The sequence below is a fragment of the Xanthomonas campestris pv. badrii genome (genome assembly GCF_012848175.1).
GTDB lineage: Bacteria > Pseudomonadota > Gammaproteobacteria > Xanthomonadales > Xanthomonadaceae > Xanthomonas > Xanthomonas campestris_C.
In genome coordinates, this window is the sequence record NZ_CP051651.1 from 2,436,612 (window position 1) to 2,458,241 (window position 21,630).

At 65.2% G+C, this 21,630-nt stretch carries 9 protein-coding genes and 1 pseudogene; 2 read left to right on the plus strand and 8 right to left on the minus strand.

Annotated features, from left to right (window positions below; genetic code table 11):
- Positions 1 to 92: 92 nt before the first annotated feature.
- A pseudogene (locus HG421_RS21535) lies at positions 93 to 996 on the plus strand (DUF4329 domain-containing protein); the annotation flags it as partial.
- The gene (locus HG421_RS10295; RefSeq protein ID WP_248279494.1) at positions 993 to 1,292 is read left to right on the plus strand and encodes a hypothetical protein; all 300 of its coding nucleotides are present in this window, start codon (positions 993 to 995) and stop codon (positions 1,290 to 1,292) included. The pseudogene HG421_RS21535 and the gene HG421_RS10295, both read left to right, overlap by 4 nt.
- Positions 1,293 to 1,388: 96 nt before the next feature.
- Here HG421_RS10295 and HG421_RS10300 read toward each other — a convergent pair whose 3' ends face one another.
- From HG421_RS10300 to HG421_RS10335, 8 genes are all read right to left on the minus strand, one after another.
- The gene (locus HG421_RS10300; protein WP_169706302.1) at positions 1,389 to 3,764 is read right to left on the minus strand and encodes a glycoside hydrolase family 127 protein; all 2,376 of its coding nucleotides are present in this window, start codon (positions 3,762 to 3,764) and stop codon (positions 1,389 to 1,391) included.
- 150 nt (positions 3,765 to 3,914) lie between these two features.
- Complete coding sequence (locus HG421_RS10305) at positions 3,915 to 6,809, minus strand: TonB-dependent receptor (RefSeq protein WP_169706303.1); 2,895 nt, start codon at positions 6,807 to 6,809, stop codon at positions 3,915 to 3,917.
- A gap of 503 nt (positions 6,810 to 7,312) precedes the next feature.
- The gene (locus tag HG421_RS10310) at positions 7,313 to 9,664 is read right to left on the minus strand and encodes a S9 family peptidase (protein WP_169706304.1); all 2,352 of its coding nucleotides are present in this window, start codon (positions 9,662 to 9,664) and stop codon (positions 7,313 to 7,315) included.
- 31 nt (positions 9,665 to 9,695) lie between these two features.
- Positions 9,696 to 11,282 (minus strand): family 43 glycosylhydrolase, encoded by a 1,587-nt coding sequence (locus tag HG421_RS10315; protein ID WP_169706305.1) that lies wholly within the window; start codon positions 11,280 to 11,282, stop codon positions 9,696 to 9,698.
- Positions 11,279 to 15,532, minus strand: a complete 4,254-nt coding sequence (locus HG421_RS10320) for an Ig-like domain-containing protein (RefSeq protein ID WP_169706306.1) — start codon at positions 15,530 to 15,532, stop codon at positions 11,279 to 11,281. The genes HG421_RS10315 and HG421_RS10320 overlap by 4 nt, the downstream gene beginning before the upstream one ends.
- Before the next feature lie 141 nt (positions 15,533 to 15,673).
- The gene (locus tag HG421_RS10325; RefSeq protein ID WP_169706307.1) at positions 15,674 to 18,490 is read right to left on the minus strand and encodes a TonB-dependent receptor plug domain-containing protein; all 2,817 of its coding nucleotides are present in this window, start codon (positions 18,488 to 18,490) and stop codon (positions 15,674 to 15,676) included.
- Between the two features lie 344 nt (positions 18,491 to 18,834).
- Positions 18,835 to 19,059, minus strand: coding sequence for a hypothetical protein (locus HG421_RS10330; RefSeq protein WP_169706308.1), 225 nt, complete (start codon positions 19,057 to 19,059; stop codon positions 18,835 to 18,837).
- A 52-nt stretch (positions 19,060 to 19,111) separates the two neighbouring features.
- On the minus strand, positions 19,112 to 21,469 hold the full coding sequence (locus HG421_RS10335) for a Tat pathway signal protein (RefSeq protein WP_169706309.1): 2,358 nt from the start codon (positions 21,467 to 21,469) through the stop codon (positions 19,112 to 19,114).
- Positions 21,470 to 21,630 lie beyond the last annotated feature (161 nt).

The following is a 21,630-nucleotide window of genomic DNA, read 5'->3' on the forward strand; positions in this document are numbered from 1 at the left end:
ATGTCGTCATGACCAAGGCCAGTAGCGCCCCCTTGCGTCTTGCTGAGCAACACACGTTACTGCCCGCCGTTGGACCTACCACCAACACCTAAACGCTCTACGACGAAGCCGGTCACTGGCTGGGCGATTACGACAACAACGGCGCACCCAAGCAGCAGGCGATCTGGCTGGACGATCTACCGGTCGGCTTGTTGGCCAATGCCAACAAGCTGCACTACATCGAATCCGATCACCTGGGCAGCCCCCGCGTGGTGATCGATCCCACGCGCGATGTGGCGGTATGGACATGGAGCTTGAAGGGCGAAGCCTTCGGCAACACCGCACCGAATCAGGATCCTGATGGGGATGGTGTGGCGGTGGTGCTGGATATGCGCTTCCCGGGGCAGCGGTTCGATGCGGCGAGTGGGTTGAATCAGAACTACTTCCGGGATTATGAGGCGGCTACCGGGCGGTATGGGCAGAGTGATCCGATTGGATTCGCGGAGGGATCGGCACCTACATATATGGCCGTTCAAGCCCATTCCGTTGGTCGGACAAACTTGGCCTGCCTCCGGGTGATTGTTACAGGACAGAAAATTTGGCGGCAGCTCAGGCGCTTAAAGACATCCTACCGACGTCGATAAAGGAAGACTTGGAATACGGCGGCTGGGTATATCAAAAATCGAACAAGTACTACAGTTACACAGCGCCACGTCGCGGGCTGACTCTTCAGTGAATCCTAGCCCGCGGCCAGATGGAGCAACTGGCGCGTACCACACGCACGGAGATGTAACTCCCGGCTATGTGGGGGAAGCGTTCTCAAAGGCTGACACAAGAATATCCTATGGGGATGCCGCCTACTTAGGAACACCCTCGGGCAAGTTATTGAGATTTTCCACTTCAGGCTCGCCTTACAGTGATCTCCCTGACGCGATTTCGAGCTCCGGCTGTGGATGTGACAGCAACAACAACAAGCTCCTGGAATTTCTCAGCAATGCATTCGGATGGCAATTATGAAATTCAAATTCTTCATGCTATTTTTATCTTTAGTCTTAGCCGGCGTTTCTGGCGCCGAACCCAATGATGCAGAAACCATTAAAGCGATTGAAGCGGCAAGCAAAGATTTTCAAGATCGAATCATAGCCATGTATCCGCCCAGCGGCGAGTACTCAACATTGAGAGAGCTTGACTCATACGCCATGGGAATTCCCCAAACACCCTCAAAAATAGTAGTCGTCTTTTTAGTGGACAGGCGTTTAGGAATCATAGGCGGCGGCGAATACACGCTAAGTAAAAAGACGCGAAAATTCTAAGCTTCAAGGGGTACGAATAAATTCCCCCCCCTCTTCCTGCTTTCCGATGTCTCGTAGCAGCTCGTCAATATGAATAACATGCGCTGGCTGCAACACTCAAACCGACTCCAATACCCAACACCCAAAGGCAGGCCCGGCTGAATAACCGGTCTCCGGTTCAATACGAATTTGCAAGGTAGCGTGGCCGGCGACCGCCACTGGCAGTGCGTAATCCACATCGACGAAATCCAGGCCGCGGTTGCCATCGAGGCGCTCGTTGGCGATGAGCTCGCCGTCGGCGAGGAGGCGGAATCGACGGCGGGTTTCGTCGCCCCAATAGCGCAGGCGCAGGATGCGGGCCTGGGCGGTATTGCGCACGGTGAAGGCGATGAAGCCGCCGGTGCGGGCGTCGCGGCCGGCGCGCCGGCGATAGCTGAGGGCGTAGGAGCTGGCGCTAGTCAGGGCATGGGCTTTCTCGGAGGCTTCGTCGCCCAGCGCCACGTAGTCGAGTGCGCTGGCGTCCAATGTCTTTTGTCGTTGCGCACGGGCGGCCTGTTCGGTCTGGCGTTGCTGCCAGGCAGCGGCATCGCGATGTTCCAGATAGACCGCGCTGCGGCGGTCGAACTGGGCGTAGAACGGCGACAGGCGCCACTGTTGCGCGCCGTCGGTGTACTGGTAATGGCCGTGCGTCGGTAGTGGCTGCAGGCGTTGCAGTACGTCGTCGCCGCCAATCAGCGCGGGCGTTGCGTTGTTCCAGGGTTTTGCGGCGTCGCCAAGATCGGCGGCCAACACCAGCGGGCCACGCATGACCGCCACCCAGGCAGGGTCGTCGGGGGCGGGTTCCAGGCGCAGCGGCATCTCCAGTTGCAGGGACACGGTGTCGCCGGCCTTCCAGACCCGTTCAATGCGCAGGTAGCCATCCATCGGCTGCAGTGTTTGCAGCTGACCGTTGACCTGCAATGCGTGCGCACCGGCCCAACCCGGCACGCGCAAGGCCAGCGTGCGTACCTCCGCTGGCGCAGCGTCGATGCGCAGTGTGACCTGGCCCTGCTCGGGCAGCGTGCTTCGCAAGCTCAGCGCAAACCCGCCCGCATCGCGCACCGTGGAGGGCACATACAGATTGACGTAGACGCCCTGCCCGTCTTCCCAATAGATCGAATCGCCGAACTGGGCGTGCGCTTCCATGCCGCTGCCGACGCAGCACCAGAAATCGTCGAACGGCGAGGACCAGCCGCGCGCTTCGCCGGCCAGCAGCGGTGTCATGTAGGTGAACATGCCGGTACGCGGATGCTGCTGCGCCATCACATGATTGAGCAAGGTGCGCTCGTAGTAGTCGAAGAACGCTGCCTGCGGCCCCCACTGATACAGGTGGCGAGTGAGCTTGAGCATGTTGTAGCTGGCGCAATGCTCGCAGGTCTGCTCGGTGAGAAACTTCGAAATACTGTCCGGTTGCTGGAAATATTCGCGGTCGCCGTTACCGCCGATCACATAGGTGTGGTGGTCGGTGACGGTGTGCCAGAAGAAACGGGCGGCGGCGCCGGATGCGGCATCGCCGGTCACCTCGTATTCGCGCGCCAGGCCGATCAGCTTGGGGATGTTGGTATTGGAATGTTGGTGGACCAGCTCATCGCGCTGGGCGACCAGCGGGTCGAGCACGGCGTGATGATGCAGCCGCTGCGCCAGTGCCAACCATTGCGCGTCACCGGTTTGCACATGCAGTTCGACGAACGATTCGTTGAGGCCGCCGAATTCGCACGACAATACTTTCTGCAATTGCGAGTCGTCGAGCGCGGAGAAGATGCCTTGCAGATACCCGGCCAAACCGACTGCCACCTGCAGCGCCTGCGCATTGCCGCAGTGCGCATGGACATCGAGCAGGCCGGCGAACAATTTGTGCCAAGTGTATAGCGGTGCCCAGCTGCCATTGAGATAGAACGGCGCAGGATCGATCTTGCCGCGCTTGAGTTCGTCAAAGACGGCGCGACCGCTTTCGATCTGCCCTGCTGCGTTCTTGCGGGTGAAGCCGGCCACATAGCCATCGCCGGCATGCGCCTGGCAGCGGGCCAGTTCGCTGACGATATAGGCCGCGCGCGTGCGGCATTGCGCATCGCCGGTCTGCGCATGCATCAGCGCCAGTGCGCTGAGATAGTGGCCGAGCGTGTGCCCGGCGATGGTGTCCGCTTCCCAGCCGCCATAGGCCGGCGCCTTGGGGTCGAGGCCGGCGTACAGCGCGAAGTTGTGCAGCAGGCGGTCCGGCTCCAGCCGCATCAGATAACGGCGATTGGTGTTAAGTGCATCCAGGAACAACGAAGGCGTGAGCCTGACCTGGGCCAGCGGCACCGCGCGCACACTCCCCGGTTGCGCAGCGCTGGCTTGGGCCGGGAACCGGAGGAAACCCGCCGCCACCGCCAGGCTGCTCCAGGCCAGAAAACGCCGCCGCGACAGACTCAGTGCGTGGGTGTCGGTCGATTCGCTCGCATGCATCTCTGTCATGGCCTCAGCTTAGCTCCTGTCGGCACGTACGGACTGCGCGCACCATTGCAACGAAGGACTGTGCAGCGATGACTACTGGCGACTGCACAACCGTGGCGCGCACGACCAACCCGCTCCGGCCACGCCCCACAGCGACGACACGGCCGCACCTCAGAACTTCACCGTGGCGCGTGCCCAATAGAACCGCCCCAGCAGATCGTAAGTGGCGACGTCGGTGTTGGCGTTGCCGACATTGTTGGAGTAATACAGCGGCGGCTGCTTGTCGGCGATATTGTCCACGCCTATCTCCAAGCGCGTATGCCAGGGCTGCACCTCGTAGCCCAGCTGCAGATTGTTGTAGACATAGGCGCCGATCTTGCGCACCACGCCGGGAATACCCGCATCGGCGGACAGGCTCTGGTCCAGATCGGCATTGCCGATGTCGGTCTTGCCGACGTAGCGAATACGCCAGGTAGCGCTCCAGTCGCCCAATGCCCAGTTCACCGTGCCCAGGGCTCGCCAGCGCGGGAAGTTGCCATAGGCCTGGGTATAGCGACCCACGTTGTGGATGGTGACCGAGCTGGGGTCGGTGGTATCGGGCAGCACGTCGTAGCGGGTGAGGTAGGTCCCGTTGAGACCGGCGTTGACCCGGCCCCAGGCGGTCTCCGGCAGGCGGTAGGTCAGATTGAAATCGATGCCCTTGGCCCAGAGCTTGCCCAGGTTGACGGTGGGCTCGGCGATGTAATTGATGGTGCCGTTGCCGTTGCGATGGATCAGCGCGCAGAACGCGCTGGCCGAGTTGGCGTAGCACTGGTTGAGCACCGTCTGCGCGGAGACCGTGGTGATGGTGTCTTCCAGATCGATGCGCCACCAGTCGGCGCTGAGCGACAGGCCGTCGATCCACTGCGGATCGTACACCAGCCCCACGTCGTACGACTTGCCGGTCTCCGGCTTGAGTTGGTAGCCGGCCACTGCGGCGCCGGACACCTTGCCCGCCACCTGCCCGTCCGATTGCTGATAACTGCCATTGGTCGGCACGTTCGCGCAGGCAACGTTGTTGCCACCGGTGTAACCATTGCACGGGTCGTTGACCGTGGCGGAATCGCCGGCGACACCGGCGTACAGCTCGTTGATGTTCGGCGCGCGAAACACCTGCGAGACGGTGCCACGCACCAGCAGATTCTCGATCGGGCGATATTCCAGCGACAGCTTGCTATTGGTCTTGCTACCGACCGAGCTGTAGTCGGAAAAGCGCGTACCCACCGTGATGTTCAACGCGTCGATGCCCGGCAGGTCCTTGAGCAGCGGGAACAAGGCCTCTGCGTAGGCTTCCTTCACATCAAAACTGCCACTGAGGGTGGACGCGCAGAATTCGATCACCCCGCACAGGCCGTCCTCATCGCCCGTCCACAACGCGTCCGATGCGGTGGTGGAGCGTTCCTTACGGTACGAGAGACCGGCGGCAAGGCTGGCTTCACCGGCAGGCAATGCGAACAGTGAGCCGTTGGCATTGGCCTCGAACTGCTTGACGGTATAGACGCTGGTCACGATCGGGTTGACCACCATGCCCTGCAGCGTATCCAGGTTGGCGCTGTCGTTGAGATTGAAGAAGTTCAATGGCGTGCAGCCGGCGATCGCCGCGCCCGCGGCCCCGCACTTCACCACACCATCGCCGTCCAGGAACGACGGGCCGATCGCCTGATTGAACGTTGCATAGTCGAGAAACCCGTTGTTGATGGACTTCTGCTTGACCTTGCCGTAGTTGAAGGTGGCGTCCCACTGCCAGGAGCTGTCGCCGAAACGGCCACGCAGACCGGGGCTGATCTGGAAGTTGTAGGTGTTGTATTGATAACTGCGATTGCCCAGCACGGTGGCACGCGTGTTGAGGTCATTGTAGGAGGTGCCGGTGGTGCGGTCGGTGCCGAAGTTGACCCCGAACGGGTTGAAGTAACTCTGCGACGACACCAGGATGTTGTCGCCATTGGAGAAGATCGGAATCGGCGCGATGATCGATGCCGACTCGGTCTTACTGAACCAGGTGTTGACGTAGCCCTCCACGCTGTCGCTGAAGCGCAACGTCCCCAGCAGGAAGGCATTGGTGCGCTTTTGCGGGGTCTGCAGCAGATTGAAGGGCTGGTAGTTGTACGAATCTGCGCTGGCGTCGTAACAATGGAAATCGCCCGGGCCGGCACGCCCACTGACGCCACTGTTGAGCGTAACGCGGCCGCAGCCATTGGCCTGGGTGAGTTGCGCTGATTGATCGGAACCATCGTTGAAGCTGACCGTGCCGGTCGGTGTGGCGGAGGAACCCTGCTTGACCGGCTGGCCATCCATCAAGGCCAGCGCATCCCTGGAGTAGGCACGCGCGCCGGCCGATACCGGGTCGATGCTGTGATACGACAGCCCGCCGATCAGGCTGCCGCGCTCCCAGGTCTTGCCGGTGGTGAGCGCGAAGTTGCGACGGTTGCCATCACGCTCGCTGCTGGTGCCGAAGTCGCTGCTGAACTGCACGCCGTCAAAGCGCGTGCGCAGGATGAAGTTGACCACGCCGCCGATCGCATCGGAGCCATACACCGCAGATGCGCCATCGCTAAGCACTTCGATCCGCTCGATCATGCTGGATGGAATCGCGTTGACATCGTTGTAGGCCAGGCGGATGCCGTTGACCAGCACCAGCGTGCGCTTGTCGCCCAGGCCGCGTAGCGAGACCGCCGATGCGCCGGTGCCGCCACCGTTATTGGTGTACGGGTTGGTGGCATTGCCGGCAATCGATGGCAATTCCTGCAAGAGATCGCCCACCGTGGCCTTGCCGGTGGCAGCGATCTGTTCCTGGCTCACCGTGACCACCGGGTTGGCGGTTTCGGTATCCACACGACGCAACCGCGAGCCGGTGACGACTACGCTGTCCAGGGTCTGGGTTGCATCGCCGCCGGTTGCCTGTTGTGCCTGCGCCGGTAACGCCGCACCTGCAAACAGCACCACCGACAATGCGCTGCCGAGCACGTGCTGGATCGGGCGGGTGGCGGCAGCGCGGCCTGGAGATTGCGGCAACAGCGACATCGGCATGCGGAACTCCTGGGAGAACATGGGCAAACGATCGGCAACGCCGGTCCGTGCCGGCATGTGCCAGCGCGGGTCAGGACAGGGAGCAGCGCACCGCCGCACACCGTGTGCGACGCGCGTGCTGCGGGCACGCTCGACACCTGTCAGGCGCACGCCCGTTTTCGGCTGTGCGCAATGCGCGGTGTCGGATGGATGTTGGTACGCAGCGGTGTCGCCCAATGCGATCCGCTTTCATCAGCTGGTCACAATGTGCCTGTGCGCACCCGCGGCGTCTTGTCGCATTTGGCGACAGCGCATGCGGAAAACAGCATGGTCGGCGCGCGCATGCGCGGGCACTGCAGCGCTGGTGCGGTTGTGTCTGATCGCTCCACCGTCATCCGCGTAGCCATGCCCCCGTGGCCATCGGCATGCGCTGTGATGACAGCTGCATGCCTGGTCCGACGCGTCTGCGCGATGGCGGCAACCAGCCTGGCCGGATCACGCGCACCACGGCGCCGGGCCGTGCATCATGGTGCGGCGGGCACCGCTGCCTGCGGTGCAGTGCCTGCCGGGCTGCGGTTCCAGTCCGGCGTTGGGGCGCGCTGCATCCAGCGCACGAAGAAATCCAGCAGGCGCCGCCTGCCGTAATCGCCGCCGGCGCCGTGATCGCCGCCCGGCACCACCAGCAGGTCGAAATCCTTGTTGGCCTTGATCAAGCGATCGGCTACCTGGAATGTGCTGGCCGGATCGACGTTCATGTCCATGTCGCCGGTGATCAGCAGCAGATGGCCCTGCAGGCGTGCGGCGTTTTCCACGTTGGAGGATTCCGCATACCACGGCCCGACCGGCCAGCCCATCCATTGCTCGTTCCACCAGATCTTGTCCATGCGGTTGTCGTGGCAACCGGAATTGGCCACGCCGGCCACATAGAACTCCGGATGGAACAGCAATGCTGCCAACGCGTTCTGCCCACCGGCTGAAGTGCCGAACACGCCGATGCCGCCGGCGATGTCGTACCACGGATACTGCGCGGCAGCGGCCTTATGCCAGGCGATGCGGTCGGGCAAACCGGCATCCTTGAGGTTGCGCCAGGCCACATCGTGAAAGGCGCGCGAGCGGTTGTTGGTACCCATGCCATCGATCTGCGCCACCGTGAATCCCATCCCGGTCAGGGGAAACACGCGGGCACTGAACGTCTTGGGCACGAACGATCCCTGCGGGCCGGCATAGATGTACTCGACCGTGCGATACCGCTGCTGCGGGTCGAACTGCTGCGGGCGATGGATCACCCCCCATATTTCGGTCTTGCCATCGCGCCCGAGGCTATGGAACGGCAACGGCGGCTGCCAGCCGCTGGCGAGCAGCCGGCTCAGATCGGTGCGCTCCACCGTCTGTGCCAATCCGCCATCGGCACTGCGCCGCAGCTCCAGCACCGGGCCAAGGTCCACGCGCGAGTAAAGATCCACGAACCACTTGCCGTCCGGCGAGTAGCTCACCTGGTGATCGGCGGCCTGCGGCGTCAGCGCCGTCAGGCCCGTGCCATCCAGGCCAATGCGGTAGGCGTACCGGTAATACGGGTCTTGCCCGGGCTGCATGCCCGAGGCGGTGAAGTACAGCTGGCCCGCCGCCTCGTCGATGTAGTCGAGCTTGCGCACCACCCAGTCGCCACGTGTCACCTGGCGGATCACCTCGCCGCGATGGCCATCGTACAGATACACATGCTCCCAGCCATCGCGCTCGGACGCCCACAGGATCTGCGCACCGTCGGCCAGATCCTTGCGCGCGTGCTTGCCGCCGTCTTCGTGGCTGCCGCTGAGTTCGGAGTATTCGATGAAGGTGGGCGAGGTTTCTTCGATCAGCGTGCGCGCGGCCGCCGTGCGCGCATCCACCTCGATCACGCGATAGAGCTGGTGGCCCCGCGCGTTGTACTCGAAGGTGAAGCCGCGGCTGTCCTTCCACCACTGCAGACTGTTCAGCGTGAAGGCATTGGGCAACAACGTCATCGCAACCGGGTGGGCCGCACCGGTGGCGATATCGAACAGCACCGGCTGCATCACCGGCAACGCATCGCCCGGCTTTGGATAGATCTGCTGATGCAGCCTGGGCTGCACGCGATCGGCCGGCGCCGATTCGATGTAGTACACCAGGTGCGGCGGCGGCGCCTTGACCCGGTAGGCGGCCAGGTGCTGCGAGTCCGGCGACCATTCCACGCTGTCGATGGCGTAATAGTCTGTGCTGCTGCCATCGTGGCTGAGAACCCGGCGGTCGCCGCCGTCCTTCGACGCGATCACCAGGTTGCCCTGCTCCACCCATGCGCGCCATCGCCCGTCCGGCGATGCCTTGGCGGTGCGCTCGCCTTGCTCGAGCGGCAGCGCCATGTCCATCGTTTCGGCTGGCTCATCGCTATCGGGCTGACGCGCACAGCGATACCGCGCCAGATCGCATTGCCAGCCCAACCGCGCCAGTTGAAAGCCCAGGCGCTGCTGCGCAAGCGTTGGCTGCTTCAGCGCCAGTGCGGCCGCGTCGACATCCTTCGCGCCGGCCTGGCGCAAGGCTGCTGCCAGTCGTGCATGATCGAAGGCCAGCGTATTGCGGCCGGTGGCCGCATCCACCAGGCGGTATTCGGTGGCCGGCACCCGATTGGCACGCGCAACACCGCCCCGGTACAGGAAGCGCCCCGCATCGACCCACACCGGCTCGGCAGGTTCGTGATCGACCAGCGACAGGTAACGATCGGACAGCTCCATCGCCTGGGTGTACTGCGCGGCGGTGGGCGCGGTGGCGGCCTGTGCCAGACCCGACCACAGTGCGGCGCCCAGGCAACAACTGACAATGGTGCGAAGACGCTTCGGCAATCTGGAATGCACGTGGGTTCTCATGAAAAGGAATGGCAAGACGCTGCGATCTCGCTCATGGCAGATCGCAGCGTACGGCGTCGGCTTCGCTCGCTGCCGGCACCTGGTGCGGTTGCGGAGCCAGGACTTCCCATTCCTGTACGCCAAGCCCCGCGTATTGCGTTCCGCTGCCGGACGCTTGCAGCACCACCCGCATGCAGCGCGTGGTCACTGGCGCGAATGACAGCCTCTGGTCGCGATGGCCGTGGGTGCGCTGAGACGCGATGGGCTGCACCGGTTGCCAGCGCCCATCCCGGCGGTATTCCAGATGCCAGCGTACCGGCAGCGCCACGCCGACGGAGGCACCGGCGCGCTGGTCTGCCCAGAACACCAGACGGCTGCGCGCCAGCGTCACCGGTTGTGCCCAGCTGTATTGAATCCACTGCTGTGGCGGATTGTTGGGCGTCCAGCTCCCCCACATCTGCGGCGGCAGCGGGTTGGCCTTGACGACGCCGTCGTTGAGCGCACGCATCCAGAACTGCACGGGAAGCTGCGCATCATTGGAGGCGCTGGCCCAGGCGAACGGCGCCTGATTGCGTTGCAACGGCCGTGGCGGCACGGGGCGCCGGGTTGGCGCGACCGTGCGGATACGCGCCGGTTGCGTGCTGTCGTCCCACTCCAGCCGATCGATCGCCACACTGCGACGGAAGTGCCCACCGCCGCGCGCATCGGCGGTGTGGTAGACCAGATACCACTGCCCGCGGAAGGCGACGATGCCTGGATGCGAGGTGGTCGATGACACCGGCGGCAGCACGATGCCGCGGTAGGTCCAGGGCCCCAGCGGCGTGGGCGCGCTGGCATAGGCAATGCACGCGTGATACAGCGTGGGCGTACACGCCGAGCCGCGGCCGGCGTCGTTGGCGGCGTACGCCAGGTAGTAGCTGCCATGGCGCTTGAACAGCCACGGCGCCTCGAAAAACCCCGCAGGCGTGTCCACCCGCGCCGGCATGCCCTTGAAGGTGACCATGTCGTGCTGCAACTCCACTGCGTACAAGGCACCGAACGTGCCCCAGTACAGGTACGCACGCCGGTCGTCGTCGACCAGCACGGTGGGGTCGATGTTCTGGATGGTGTTTGCCACAGGCACCGACTGCGACACCACCGGCCCTTGCGGGTGCGCATCGGTCCACGGCCCGAGCGGACTGTCCGAGACCGCCACGCCGATGGCGAACGGATCGGCATCGTGGGTGGCGCGCTGCTGCACCGGCGCATACAGGTAATAGCGTCGATCCGGGCCCTGCACGATCTGCGCCGCATAGGCATGCTGCTTGCCGGCCCAGGCAAAGACCTGATGTGGCCGCAGCAGATCGCGGTAATGCAGCCACTGCCCGCGATCGGGGTCGCGGCTGACCAATAGCTGCCACCCCGGCATCACGAACGCATTGCGGTCGGGTGCGGCGGCGTCGCGTCCGGCCAGGATGTAGAGCTTGCCGTCGGCCACCAGTGGCGCCGGATCTGCCGAATACACACTGCCGTCGGCAACGATCGGGTTGCCGTCTGCCTGCAGGTGCGTGGCGCGCGCCGGCGCGGTAGTACACGCTGGCAGACTGGACAGCGACACCGCGCACAGCAACGCGCCCATCCGCGCGATGGTGCCGGTCACGGCGTGGCCGCCTGGATCCGAAGCAGCAACGGAACCTGGACCTGCCCGGCGGGCGCACGCCCCTGCGCGCTGCCGGTCACGTGGAGCTCGCCCGGCTGCGCAGACTGCGCCGGTTGCAACGCCGGCCACCGTACCGGCAGCCGTTCGCGCGAACCGTCGTTGTACTGCACCGTGACGAACCCCGGCAGCATGGGTGCCTGCCCCGCCAGCGTGCTCACCGGCGGCAACGCCTGCACGGTGTTGATCTGCCCGGGCGGCGTTGCACGCACCCAGATGGTGGCCTTGACCGGGATGACGCCCTCGGCCAGCCCCTGCAGTTCGACTGCACCCTCGCCGCCGAGCCGGCTCACCGGCAGCTCGGGCCACTGCACCGGTACCGGCAGGACGCTGCCGTCTGCGAAGAAGGCGGTGACGGTGTGCGGCAACGCGGGGAGCTGGCCAGGCGCGCTGCGCACATCGATATCTTCCAGCCGGCTGGGGCGCTCGGCGTACACCTGCCACTCGTCCACGCCAAGCGCAGCGTGCCCTTTCGGTGTGGGCTGGGCGGTAAGCACGGCACGCAGGCCGGTGGTGACGACCGGGGCGAAGGTGGCGAGGCTGGCCGTGCCAGGGTCGGCGATCGGATAACCACCGATGCTCGACAGGTCCTGCCAGTGCCCATCGCGCAACACCTGCAGCCTCCAGCTGCGTGGTGGCGCAACCGCGCCGTCGGGTTGGTCGTTCCACAGAGACAGTGCGCTGGAGGAGAGCCGGACCGGCAGCGGCCAGCGGTACTGCAGCCACACCGACGCCGGCTGCACCCGCGCGTAATTGCCCCAGCGCCGCGCATTGTTCGGGGTGCTTCCCGGTGCCGGAATCACGCCATCGTTGAGCGCCTCCACGCGATGGTGCGCGCTGGTGGCTTCCGCGCTGGCGGTGGCCAGGCCCTGCAGGGCAATACGCGGCGCGTCGGGCATGGCCGGTGCATCCACCCGGACATCGGCCTGCCCCGTCCGGATGCCATCGCTGGCGGTCAGCCGCAGCGTGTAGCGCCCGGCACGGGTGAAGCGCACGGCGGTCTGCAGCGCTGCCGCGTCGGCGAACAGCGCATCGCCGCCGTGTGGCGCCTGCACGACGTGCCAACGCAGTTGCAGCGGCGTGGTGGAGATCGCGCCGGCAGCCACACGGCCGCTCACCACCACGTCCGCGGCCGCGACGGCATCGTCCAGTTGCCATGCGTCCACCTGCGGCGCTGCAAGACCGCCGCTTGCCGGCGGTGCACTGCCGGTGTGGAACAGCTGGATTTCCTTGAGGCCGGTGCGCGCGCCGCCCGCATGTGCCACCAGCACGCGCACAAAGCGCGCACGCACGGCCGGGAAGCGCACGCGGTTGCGGTTGCCTTGCGCAAACGGCGTATCGCGCACCTGCCCGGACACCGTTGTCCAGGCAGTGTCGTGCAGATACTGCAAGGTGTAGCTCCAGGGCGCGGCATAGCCTGCGCGCGTGCCGGAGGCAGCGCCGTGCTGGCTGCCCTGCGGCGCCGAGCTGCGGTAGACATACAGCACCAGCTGATCCAGGTCCTGCTCGCGGCCCAGATCCAGTGCGATCCAGTCGCTGGCCGACGGCGAGCCCAGCGTGCCCCAGAACGGGCTGCTGGCGGTACTGCCATCCACTGCGGCGGCCGCCGGGTAGCCGGCTGCGGCGAAACTGGCGCTCACCGTTGCGCCCTCGGCCAGATTGCCGCTGTGGTCCGGCGGCAAGGCGACATCCATGCCGGCCTTGGCCAGCACGTCTGCCAACCGTGAGCCGCGGGCCACCGGCACCTGCGTCATCGACGCCAGCTGCATGGGGCGGGATTGCAGCACCTGCGCCGGCCCCTGACGATTGACCGCATCCGGCGCGGCCCGCACCTGCCCACTAGCCGGGTCGTAGATCACATGCGCCAGGCGGTCCACCCGAAACGCCAGCCGGCCGTCCAGGTACACGCTATATCCCTGCCCCACCTTGCCACCGTAGTGCGTGCCGTCGCGGTCCCAGACGATACCCAGATCGCGGTTGCGGTAACGCAGGTTGTCGGCGGCAAAATGGTCCCAGCCGATATCGATCGGATACAGCTCGATCCTGTCGTCGCTACGCGGGCGCAAGCCCATCGCATCTTCGATCATGGTGAAGTTGGTGGCGCCCAGCTGGGTGTGATGGATCCACGAGCGGTAGCCGATGGTTCCGCCGTCGCTGGCGCTGCCCTTGGCCCAGAATTCGTTCTGGTCCGGGTAGCGGTTGTCGCCGTCGATGTAGGGCGCCCACGCATTCCAGTACAGCAGCGTGCGGTAGTCGTGCGCGCTCAGGTACGGGCTGGGATAGTCGCGCAAGGCCGCGCCGAACAGGCGCAACGCCACGGTCGCATTGATGGTGGAAAAGTTGTTGCTGCCCGCCTCTGCGCCACTGCCACGCGCCTGCAGATCGACCTGGTTGGCGGTGTAGAACGGAAACACCGGATACTGCGCCGCATCGGCGAACAGGCGCAGGGCGCGCACATACTTGGGATCGTGATCGGCATCGCCCTGCCTGGGCATCAGGCCGACGCTGAAGGGGTAATAGTTGTTGGTCTCCTTCCAATCCACCGCCAGGCGCGGCCCGGTTGCCTGCCGCTGCTTGAGCAGATCGCCATACAGGCCCACCGAATCGGCGCTGTCGCTGCGGTCCTGCCACAACACATCGAGCACGGCCTTGCGAATGCGCTGCGCGGTGGCCTGCATGCGCTGCGCGGTGGCGGTATCGCCGGCCAGTGATGCAGCCTGGGCGGCGGCCTGTGCATTGGCGTACACATAGGCGCTTTCGCTGCGGTCCATGCGGATCTCGCCGTGCCGTTTCGCCCAATCGAAGGACACTGCATCGGCATCGTTGCCGGTCATCGCCGCCCAGTCGTATTCGATCAAGCCGTTGCCATTGAGATCGTAGGCGGCCAAGACGCCGTCCACATCGCCGCTCCCATAGCGCGCCAACTTGCCTGCCAATGCCGCCGGGCCACCATGCACCTGCATCGCGCGCCATGCCGCGGCAGTGATGTACTGCGCGTAGGAATTGGACCAGTTCTCCGGCGAGCCAGGGTTGTCGGTGTATTTGCCGCCACCTGCGGTTTCGCCGGCGCTGAGCCAGCTGCCATAGGCATACAACGGGTCGCGCAGGTACTTCAGATCATCCACGAACATGCCGCTGGTCAGCACGATGGCGTTGTTGTAACCGAGCACGCCTTCGATGGCGACCGGAAACTGATAGTCGTTGCCCGGCACGTCGGCATCGAGAAAGTTGAAGCGCAACAACCACCAGCGGTAGAACAGGCTCTTGGTGATGCTCTCGTTGGGCGTGTCCAGATACGGCAGGTTGTCCACCCACCAGCGGTTGTAGCTGGCCACGTGCTGCTGGTAGGCCTGCTGCGGCGTCTGCGCGGCGATACGCAGGTACTCGGCACGCGCCTCGGGCAGTTCGCGGGTCAGCAGGCCCAGTTGCACCTTCAGCGCGGCGCTCTGGCCACTGGCGGGAATGTCGACCACGCGCACCAGCTGCTGGCCATCGACCTGGAAGCCGTCGCCAGACAGGCGCGCAAACACCGTGGTGATGGCGTTATAGGCCTCGAATGCGCCTATCAGTTCGTCAGCGTCGGCGTGCTGCGCCACCGGGGACACCGCCTGTATCGAGAGCGTATGTGCGGCGCCATCCAGGCTGGACAGCACGATGCTGGCCACTGCCACGTTCTGCTCGGTGATGTATTTGACCAGGCGCATGCGCACGCCAGCAGCAGCATCTTCGAACACGCTGCTGAAATAGCTGGGCGTCTGCCGCCGCTGCGACGCGCGCTCGGTCCACTGCACCGCACGCGCGCCCTGTGTGGACTGGATGCGGAACAGCGCGTCGTAGTCGGTGGCATGCCAGTACGCCAGCTGGCCGACGAATCCCGGCTGCCCGGGCACATGGCGCGACAGGAACACTGCGCGCCCGCGCGTGAACAGCCAGTCGTTATGATCGTCGAAGCCTCCGGCGGTGCCGTCACGGGCCAGCATGCGGTCGATCCAGAAGTCGGTACCTGGCACCTGCCCCGCCCCTTGCGCCACATCGGCCGCATAGACGCGGGCCAGGTACCCGCCAGGCGCAAACGGCACCGTGCTATCGGGCAGCGGGTGCTGCAGACCATGGAACCGCGGCTCGCCGATCAGTGCATTGGGCCGTGCCCCCGGCCGTTCCTGTGCGACGAGCTGCCCCGCAAACCCCGTCATCACCCATAACGTCGCCCAGGTACAGACCAGCGCAGCGGCGTGCAAGCACCGACCTGCGTGTTGCCCGCGCCACTTGCGTATGCGCCGGACCAGGCCACTGCAGCGCAACCGGCCTGCGCAACCGCTGCGACTCACGCTCACCTAGAACTCCACCCGCAGCCGGCTCCAGAAATAGCGGCCCAGGGTGTCGTAGGTGGTCGCATCGGTATTGGCGGCGTTGGAGTAGCTGTAGAAGCGTGGTGGCGCGCGGTTGGCCAGATTGTCCACGCCCAGCGCCAGGGTGCCATGCAGGGCTGCGATTTTTCGGCTCAGCGAGGCATCGTGGTAGATCACCGAGCCGATCGGAAAATAGCGGCAACTTCCGTCCGCATTGGTGTCTGCACAGAAATCCTCGTACTGGCTGCCGTTGACGGTGCGGCCCAGATAGCGGGTGTTCCAGCTCGCGTGCCAGGGGCCCCTGTCCCAGGCGATATTGGCCACTGCACGCCAGCGCGGCATATTGCCCCAGCTGGAATTTTCACCCACGTAATTGTGCGAATCGCCGGCGAAGCTGAAGTTGGAAAAGAATGTTGCATCCAGCCCGGCAGTCAGCGCGCCCCAGCCTGTGTCGGTCAACGTGTAATGCACGCCGGCATCATAGCCGCGGATGTCGACCTTGCCGCTGTTGTAGGCAAACGGCACCGACACGCGCGTCAGCTGCCCCGATGCGTCGCGCTGGATCAGCGGGCAGAAGGCGGCATCGCGCCCCTGGAAGCAGTCGTTGACGACTTGCTGCGCGCTACTGCCGGTCAGCATGCCGTCCAGCACCACGCGCCAGCTGTCCACGTTGAGCGACAGCCCACGGACCTGCTCCGGGTCGTAGACGATGCCCAGGTTGTAGGAGCGGCCACGCTCGGGCTTGAGCCGGAAGCCGAGATTGTTGGCCCCGGATGTCAGCACATTGAACTGTGCGGCATTACGGAAACTTCCATCGTTGGGAACGTTGGCGCAGGCGGGATTGCCAGCGCCGGCATACCCATCGCAGGGGTCCTGGAAATCGCCGGTATTGTCGATCACTCCATTGAACGGTGAGCCGTAGAGATCACCCAGCGCCGGAGCGCGAAACACCTGCGAGCCGGTGGCACGCACCAGCAGGTTGGCGATCGGCCGCCATTCGATCGCCAGCTTGCTGTTGGTGGTGTTGCCCCAGGCGTCGTACTTGGAATACCGCGAGCCGAGATTCAGGTTCAGGCTGCTGGCGAAGGGGAGGTCCTTGAGCAAGGGCACCAGCAATTCCGCATACGCCTCGCGGATCGATTCGTCGCGCCCCTGGCGCAGGATGCAGCCATCGTCGTAATCGCAGTTGCCGTCGGCATCGGCGGCCGCCACGGCGCTGCTGGTGCCCTGCGCGAACTTGTTGGTGCGGTAGACCAGCCCCACGGCCGCCTGCACGGCGCCAGCGGGCAGCGTGAACAGGTCGCCATTGGCACTGATGTCGACGAACCGCATCTGGCTTTCGTCGATCAGGTCCACCGCGCGTTGGGTGCCGCGCAACGCAGCGATGGTGGCCGCGTCGTTGGGGTTGAAGATATTGATCGGCGTGCAGCCGGCAATCACCTCACCTGGTGTGCCGCACTTGACCTGCCCGTCGCTGTCCAGGAACGAGGCGCCCACCGCGTTGTTCAATGCCGACGTCACCGAGAACCCGGTGCGCACCAGCGTGTCCTTGTAGCGCGCGTAGCCGGCGGCGGCGTCCCATTGCCAACTGCTGCCGGCCACGCGCCCGCGCAGACCGGCCACCAGATTGGTCTGGAACATCGTGGCGGTATAGACACGCGTATTGGCCTGCGGGGAGCGCAGCAAGTAGCGGTCGAGCTGGTCGCCGAACGGGTTGTAGTAGTTGTCCACCGCATCCGGCATTTCCATGCCGAAGGCATCCAGGCGCGAGGTGGTCTTGCTGCGCGTCCAGAACACATCCATATAGCCCTGCACGGCCGGGGTGAAATCGAAACTGCCATGCAGCGAGGCGTTGGTACGCTCGATCGGTGTGATCAGATACTGCGCGTCGTAAACGTTGTAGCTATCGATGTCGCGTTGGTAGGGGCGAAACGCGTCTTCGCCCACTGGCCCCGGGGCCACACCGTCTGCCGGCGTCAGCACGCGTCCATCATTCAGGAAGGCACGCGTGTTGCCGCCGCGAATCTCGCTGACCTGGCCGTTGAAAAATTCCACTGCCTTGGCTGCATAACTGCGATCGCGGTTGAATACCGGGTTCATCGAATTGCGGCTGAGCCCCAGGATCAGCCCGCCACGCTCCCAGGTCTTGCCCCATTCCACGCCGAGCGTGCGGCTGTTGGCATCGCCGTGGGTGCTCTGCGCGTAGTCCACGGTGGCGGCAACGCCGTCGTACTTGTCCTTGAGGATGATGTTGACCACGCCACCGATGGCATCGGAGCCATACACCGACGATGCGCCGTCGGTCAGCACTTCCACCCGCTCCACCATGGCGGCGGGGATCGCATTGACGTCCACGCCCGGCGCCGAGGCGACGCTGCTCGCAGGGCCGGCCATGCGATGCCCGTTGACCAGCACCAGGGTGCGTTCCGGGCCCAGATTGCGCAGCGATACCAGCGCGCGGCCATGGCTGAAGCCGGAGTTGAGTGCCGGGCCGGGCATGAAGCCTGCCATCGCCGGCATTTGCTGCAGCAGCTGGCCGAGCGTGCTCTGCCCGCTGTCTTCGATGCGCTGGCGGTCGATCACGATCACCGGGCTGGCCGTTTCGGCATCCACGCGCCGCAGATGCGTTCCTGTGACATTGATCTGCTCCAGCGTCTGGGTCGCCTCGTCGGGTGCATCGGCCAGCTGCTGTGCGGCAGCCGGCAACGTGGCAAGCGACAACGCCAGCCAGATGGCCTGGCGCAGGGGCGCTGCATGCAAACGCGGACGATGCGGGGGGATAACCAACCGGCTCGGCGACATCGGAACTCCTCGGTGCATTCACAGGGGGGCGGGTCGCGCACGCACGGCCAAGCCGCACCGCAACGGCGCCAGGCAAGAGAAAGATCACGAAGAACACGTCACTGCGCTGCCGGACATCGGCAGGTCGTTACTGCGATGAGGACTCGCTCCCCCCTGAGAGCACGTGCCCGGCAATCGACGGACAACGCGAAAAAAGCTTGCGACAGTTGCGTGACAATCGTCTTGACGAATTTAGTCGGCCCGCGTGCGGAAGTTCGCGTGCTTGGCGTCAGTCTTGTGCGTGCCAGCCTGCCTCTGACACGCGGCGCAGCTGTCGCATGGCTGCGTGCTGGCACAGTGCCGCATCATCGCGCGGCGACCATACTCGACAACGCCCAGGTGCCCTGCGCGAAACGCGCCATCACTTCGCGCACAGTGAAACAGCCGTCACACGATGTGGCGTGGAAGACAGCGGCAACTGTTTGATCGCCGATCAGGACACGCATGACCAAGACGGCGCGCACCGCCATCGCTGTGACCATCGCTTCGACCATCACATCCAACATGTACGTCGTGACCGAGCCGGGCATCATCTTCTCACCCGTCGACGTGGCGGCAGCGCACGATCAAGACGGCGGGTGCTCAGCCAAACCAGGCCTGCACCTTCAGCACGGCCGCGGCCGTGGGCAACGCCACACGGTCGGCATGCGGACCCTGCAGACGCGCTGGCTTGCCGTCGACCAGTACGCGCTGCAACCGCGCGCCCGCCGGGACGCGCAGGCTCAACCAGGTGCGCTGGGGCCTGCGCTCGGGCAATTCCACCTCGCCCTCGATGCAGCGCTGTCGAAGATCGGTGCGCAGGCGCAGCGTGAGCGTGCCCCAGCGCGTGGGTGCGGCAGTGATGCCAACCGGTGCGCCGCTGCCCAGCCATGCACGCGGCAGCGCGCGCGCCAGGAACAGCTGCTCGCCTGCACTGTCCTCGCTGACCAGCATCCAGCGCAACAGCAAGGGAATGCTCATCTGGGCGGGCATGCAGAACAGCGGCATGCCGCCGGTGATACCGCTGACCTCGCCGGCCGTCCAGCTGCCGCGCGTATGCACCTGGTAGCGATGCGCATAGACGAACAGCAGATATTCCTCGATGCGGTCCAGCCGCAGCAATTGCTGCGCATAGCCATAGGAAATGAAGCCGAGCAGGTCGCGGCTGCCCGGCTCCGGCGGCGCGATATTGGCCACCACGCCGATGCTGGTGCCGCCATGGCCGCGCAGGCAGTCGATGACCAGATGGGCCAGATCGTCGGGCAGCACATCGGCCTGCAGCAGTTCGGCGTACGCGCGATGCGGCCATTGCTGTTCGCTGGGTTTTTCCTGCAGCAACGATTGGCGGAAGGTCAGTGTGGTACCCGGCAGCGGGCCTACGTATGGCGGCGACAGATCGTGGCGCACGTTCGCCCGCAGGCTGCTTTCCAGGCGCGTGCGCAACTGTCTGGCGCGGCGCTGCCACTGCCTTGCCAGCGTTGCCTCGCCACCGATCGCAGCCCACACCTGCGCGATGTCTTCCCAGCCGCGGATGGTCAGCGCGCTATTGGCGTAATACGGTTTCCACCATAGCGACGGATCGGGAAACAGGCAGGCATCGGATTCGTTCCAGCCATGCAGCAGGCCGTACCCCTGCGCCGTGCGCGGCAGCGCCAGCGCCTGGTCGTGCAACCCGCACAGCAGCTGCGCAGTGGCCGCGATCTTGGGCAGCAATCGACGCAGGCGCGCTGCATCGCCGGTGTAGCGCAGATAGCGCGCCAGCAGCGACAGGGTCAGCCCGAACTGCCCGACTTCCGGCCCGCGCATGTTCGGCAGGCCATCGTCCTGTACGAACGCATCGAAATAATTGTCGATCACCGCCGCCGCCTGCGCAAAGCGGCCCCATTCCAGATTGGCGTACAACGAGCTGGTAAAGGTGTCCTGAAAGCCGTCGTACTCGTTGCCGTAATAGTCGCGCTCCACCGCGCCGTACTTGGGGTAGTCGCCGCCCGGCCGCACCACCAGCTCGCGTGCGAAGGCGAACTGCGCCATGTCGTTCCAGCTGGCGTCCGGCAGCTGCGCCTGCACGGTGCCGGCCAGCGCCTGTTGCCAGTACGCGGCGAAATCGATCAGTGCTGCGTAGAACTGCTCGTCAGTGGCCGCCGTACGCGCCGTGCCGAAGGCCGGATAGCTGTGCGTGTAGTGCACCGCCACGACCTGCCCGCCGCGCACCTGCATGGTGCGGTGCCAGGTCTGCACCACGAAGCGATCAGTGGCGCGCACATCGGCGAACACCAGCACGTCGTACCAGGCATCGGGCTCGCCGTCGCGGCGCATCACCTTGCGTACCGCCGGCATCCAGCCTCCCAGCACGCCTTCTTCGCGGCGCTTGATCAGCGCCTCCTCGCCAAGCTCGGCGAAGGCGTGTTCCGGGCGCGCGGTGCGGCTGCGCCCGTTGGGCAGGATCGGCATGGTGTCCAGCGCTTCGCGGGTACCGACAAAGGTAGTCCAGGGCCAGCGCCCACCGTTGTCCTTGGGGTCGAGCAAGGAGGCCGGCGGTGGCGCGACATCGCGCACCTGCGCCTCGTCCGGGTCGCCGTCGCGCAAAAGGCGGTCGGCCAGCAAGTCGGCCTCGGCCATCGCCACCTCGGCCAGCGGCATGCCGAAGTAGGGCTTGCCCTCTGCCGGATAGGCCGGCTCGGTGCGTTTGTCCAGGCGCAGCATGCCGCTGTCGGTCCACAACGTCAGCTGACCCTGCGGATCGTCGAGGTGCTCGTAGACGGTCCAGTCCTGCTGCAGGTGCCGAAAGCGGCAAAGCGCGATACCGACATGCGCGGCCGACGGCAGCGCTTCAAGACGCGGCAGCGCCGGTGGCGGCAACGTCGCCGGGGTGTGCGGCGTGCCGGGCAGCGCGAGCGCGGCACCCGCGCCCACCGCCGCGGTTGCCGCCATGCCCTGACGCAAAAAGCTCCTGCGGTCCATCGTCGCGCCCTCGCTTGATCTCATCCACATCGTGCGCGACGGCGCGGCTTGCGTCTTGTGGCACGTGTCTGGCACGTATGCGGAAATCCGCACAGACGCAGCTGTTGCTGCGCTGCCATCGCAGCAACGGCGCAGCGCCTAGGGAAACTCTGATCAACACC

What these genes read in the sequence shown, in the direction of transcription:
- HG421_RS10295 (WP_248279494.1), top strand. Translation starts at nt 993, where the DNA reads ATGAAATTCAAATTCTTCATGCTATTTTTATCTTTAGTCTTAGCCGGC.
- HG421_RS10300 (WP_169706302.1), bottom strand. Translation starts at nt 3,764, where the DNA reads ATGACAGAGATGCATGCGAGCGAATCGACCGACACCCACGCACTGAGT.
- HG421_RS10305 (WP_169706303.1), bottom strand. Translation starts at nt 6,809, where the DNA reads ATGCCGATGTCGCTGTTGCCGCAATCTCCAGGCCGCGCTGCCGCCACC.
- HG421_RS10310 (WP_169706304.1), bottom strand. Translation starts at nt 9,664, where the DNA reads ATGAGAACCCACGTGCATTCCAGATTGCCGAAGCGTCTTCGCACCATT.
- HG421_RS10320 (WP_169706306.1), bottom strand. Translation starts at nt 15,532, where the DNA reads ATGACGGGGTTTGCGGGGCAGCTCGTCGCACAGGAACGGCCGGGGGCA.
- HG421_RS10325 (WP_169706307.1), bottom strand. Translation starts at nt 18,490, where the DNA reads ATGTCGCCGAGCCGGTTGGTTATCCCCCCGCATCGTCCGCGTTTGCAT.
- HG421_RS10330 (WP_169706308.1), bottom strand. Translation starts at nt 19,059, where the DNA reads ATGCCCGGCTCGGTCACGACGTACATGTTGGATGTGATGGTCGAAGCG.
- HG421_RS10335 (WP_169706309.1), bottom strand. Translation starts at nt 21,469, where the DNA reads ATGGACCGCAGGAGCTTTTTGCGTCAGGGCATGGCGGCAACCGCGGCG.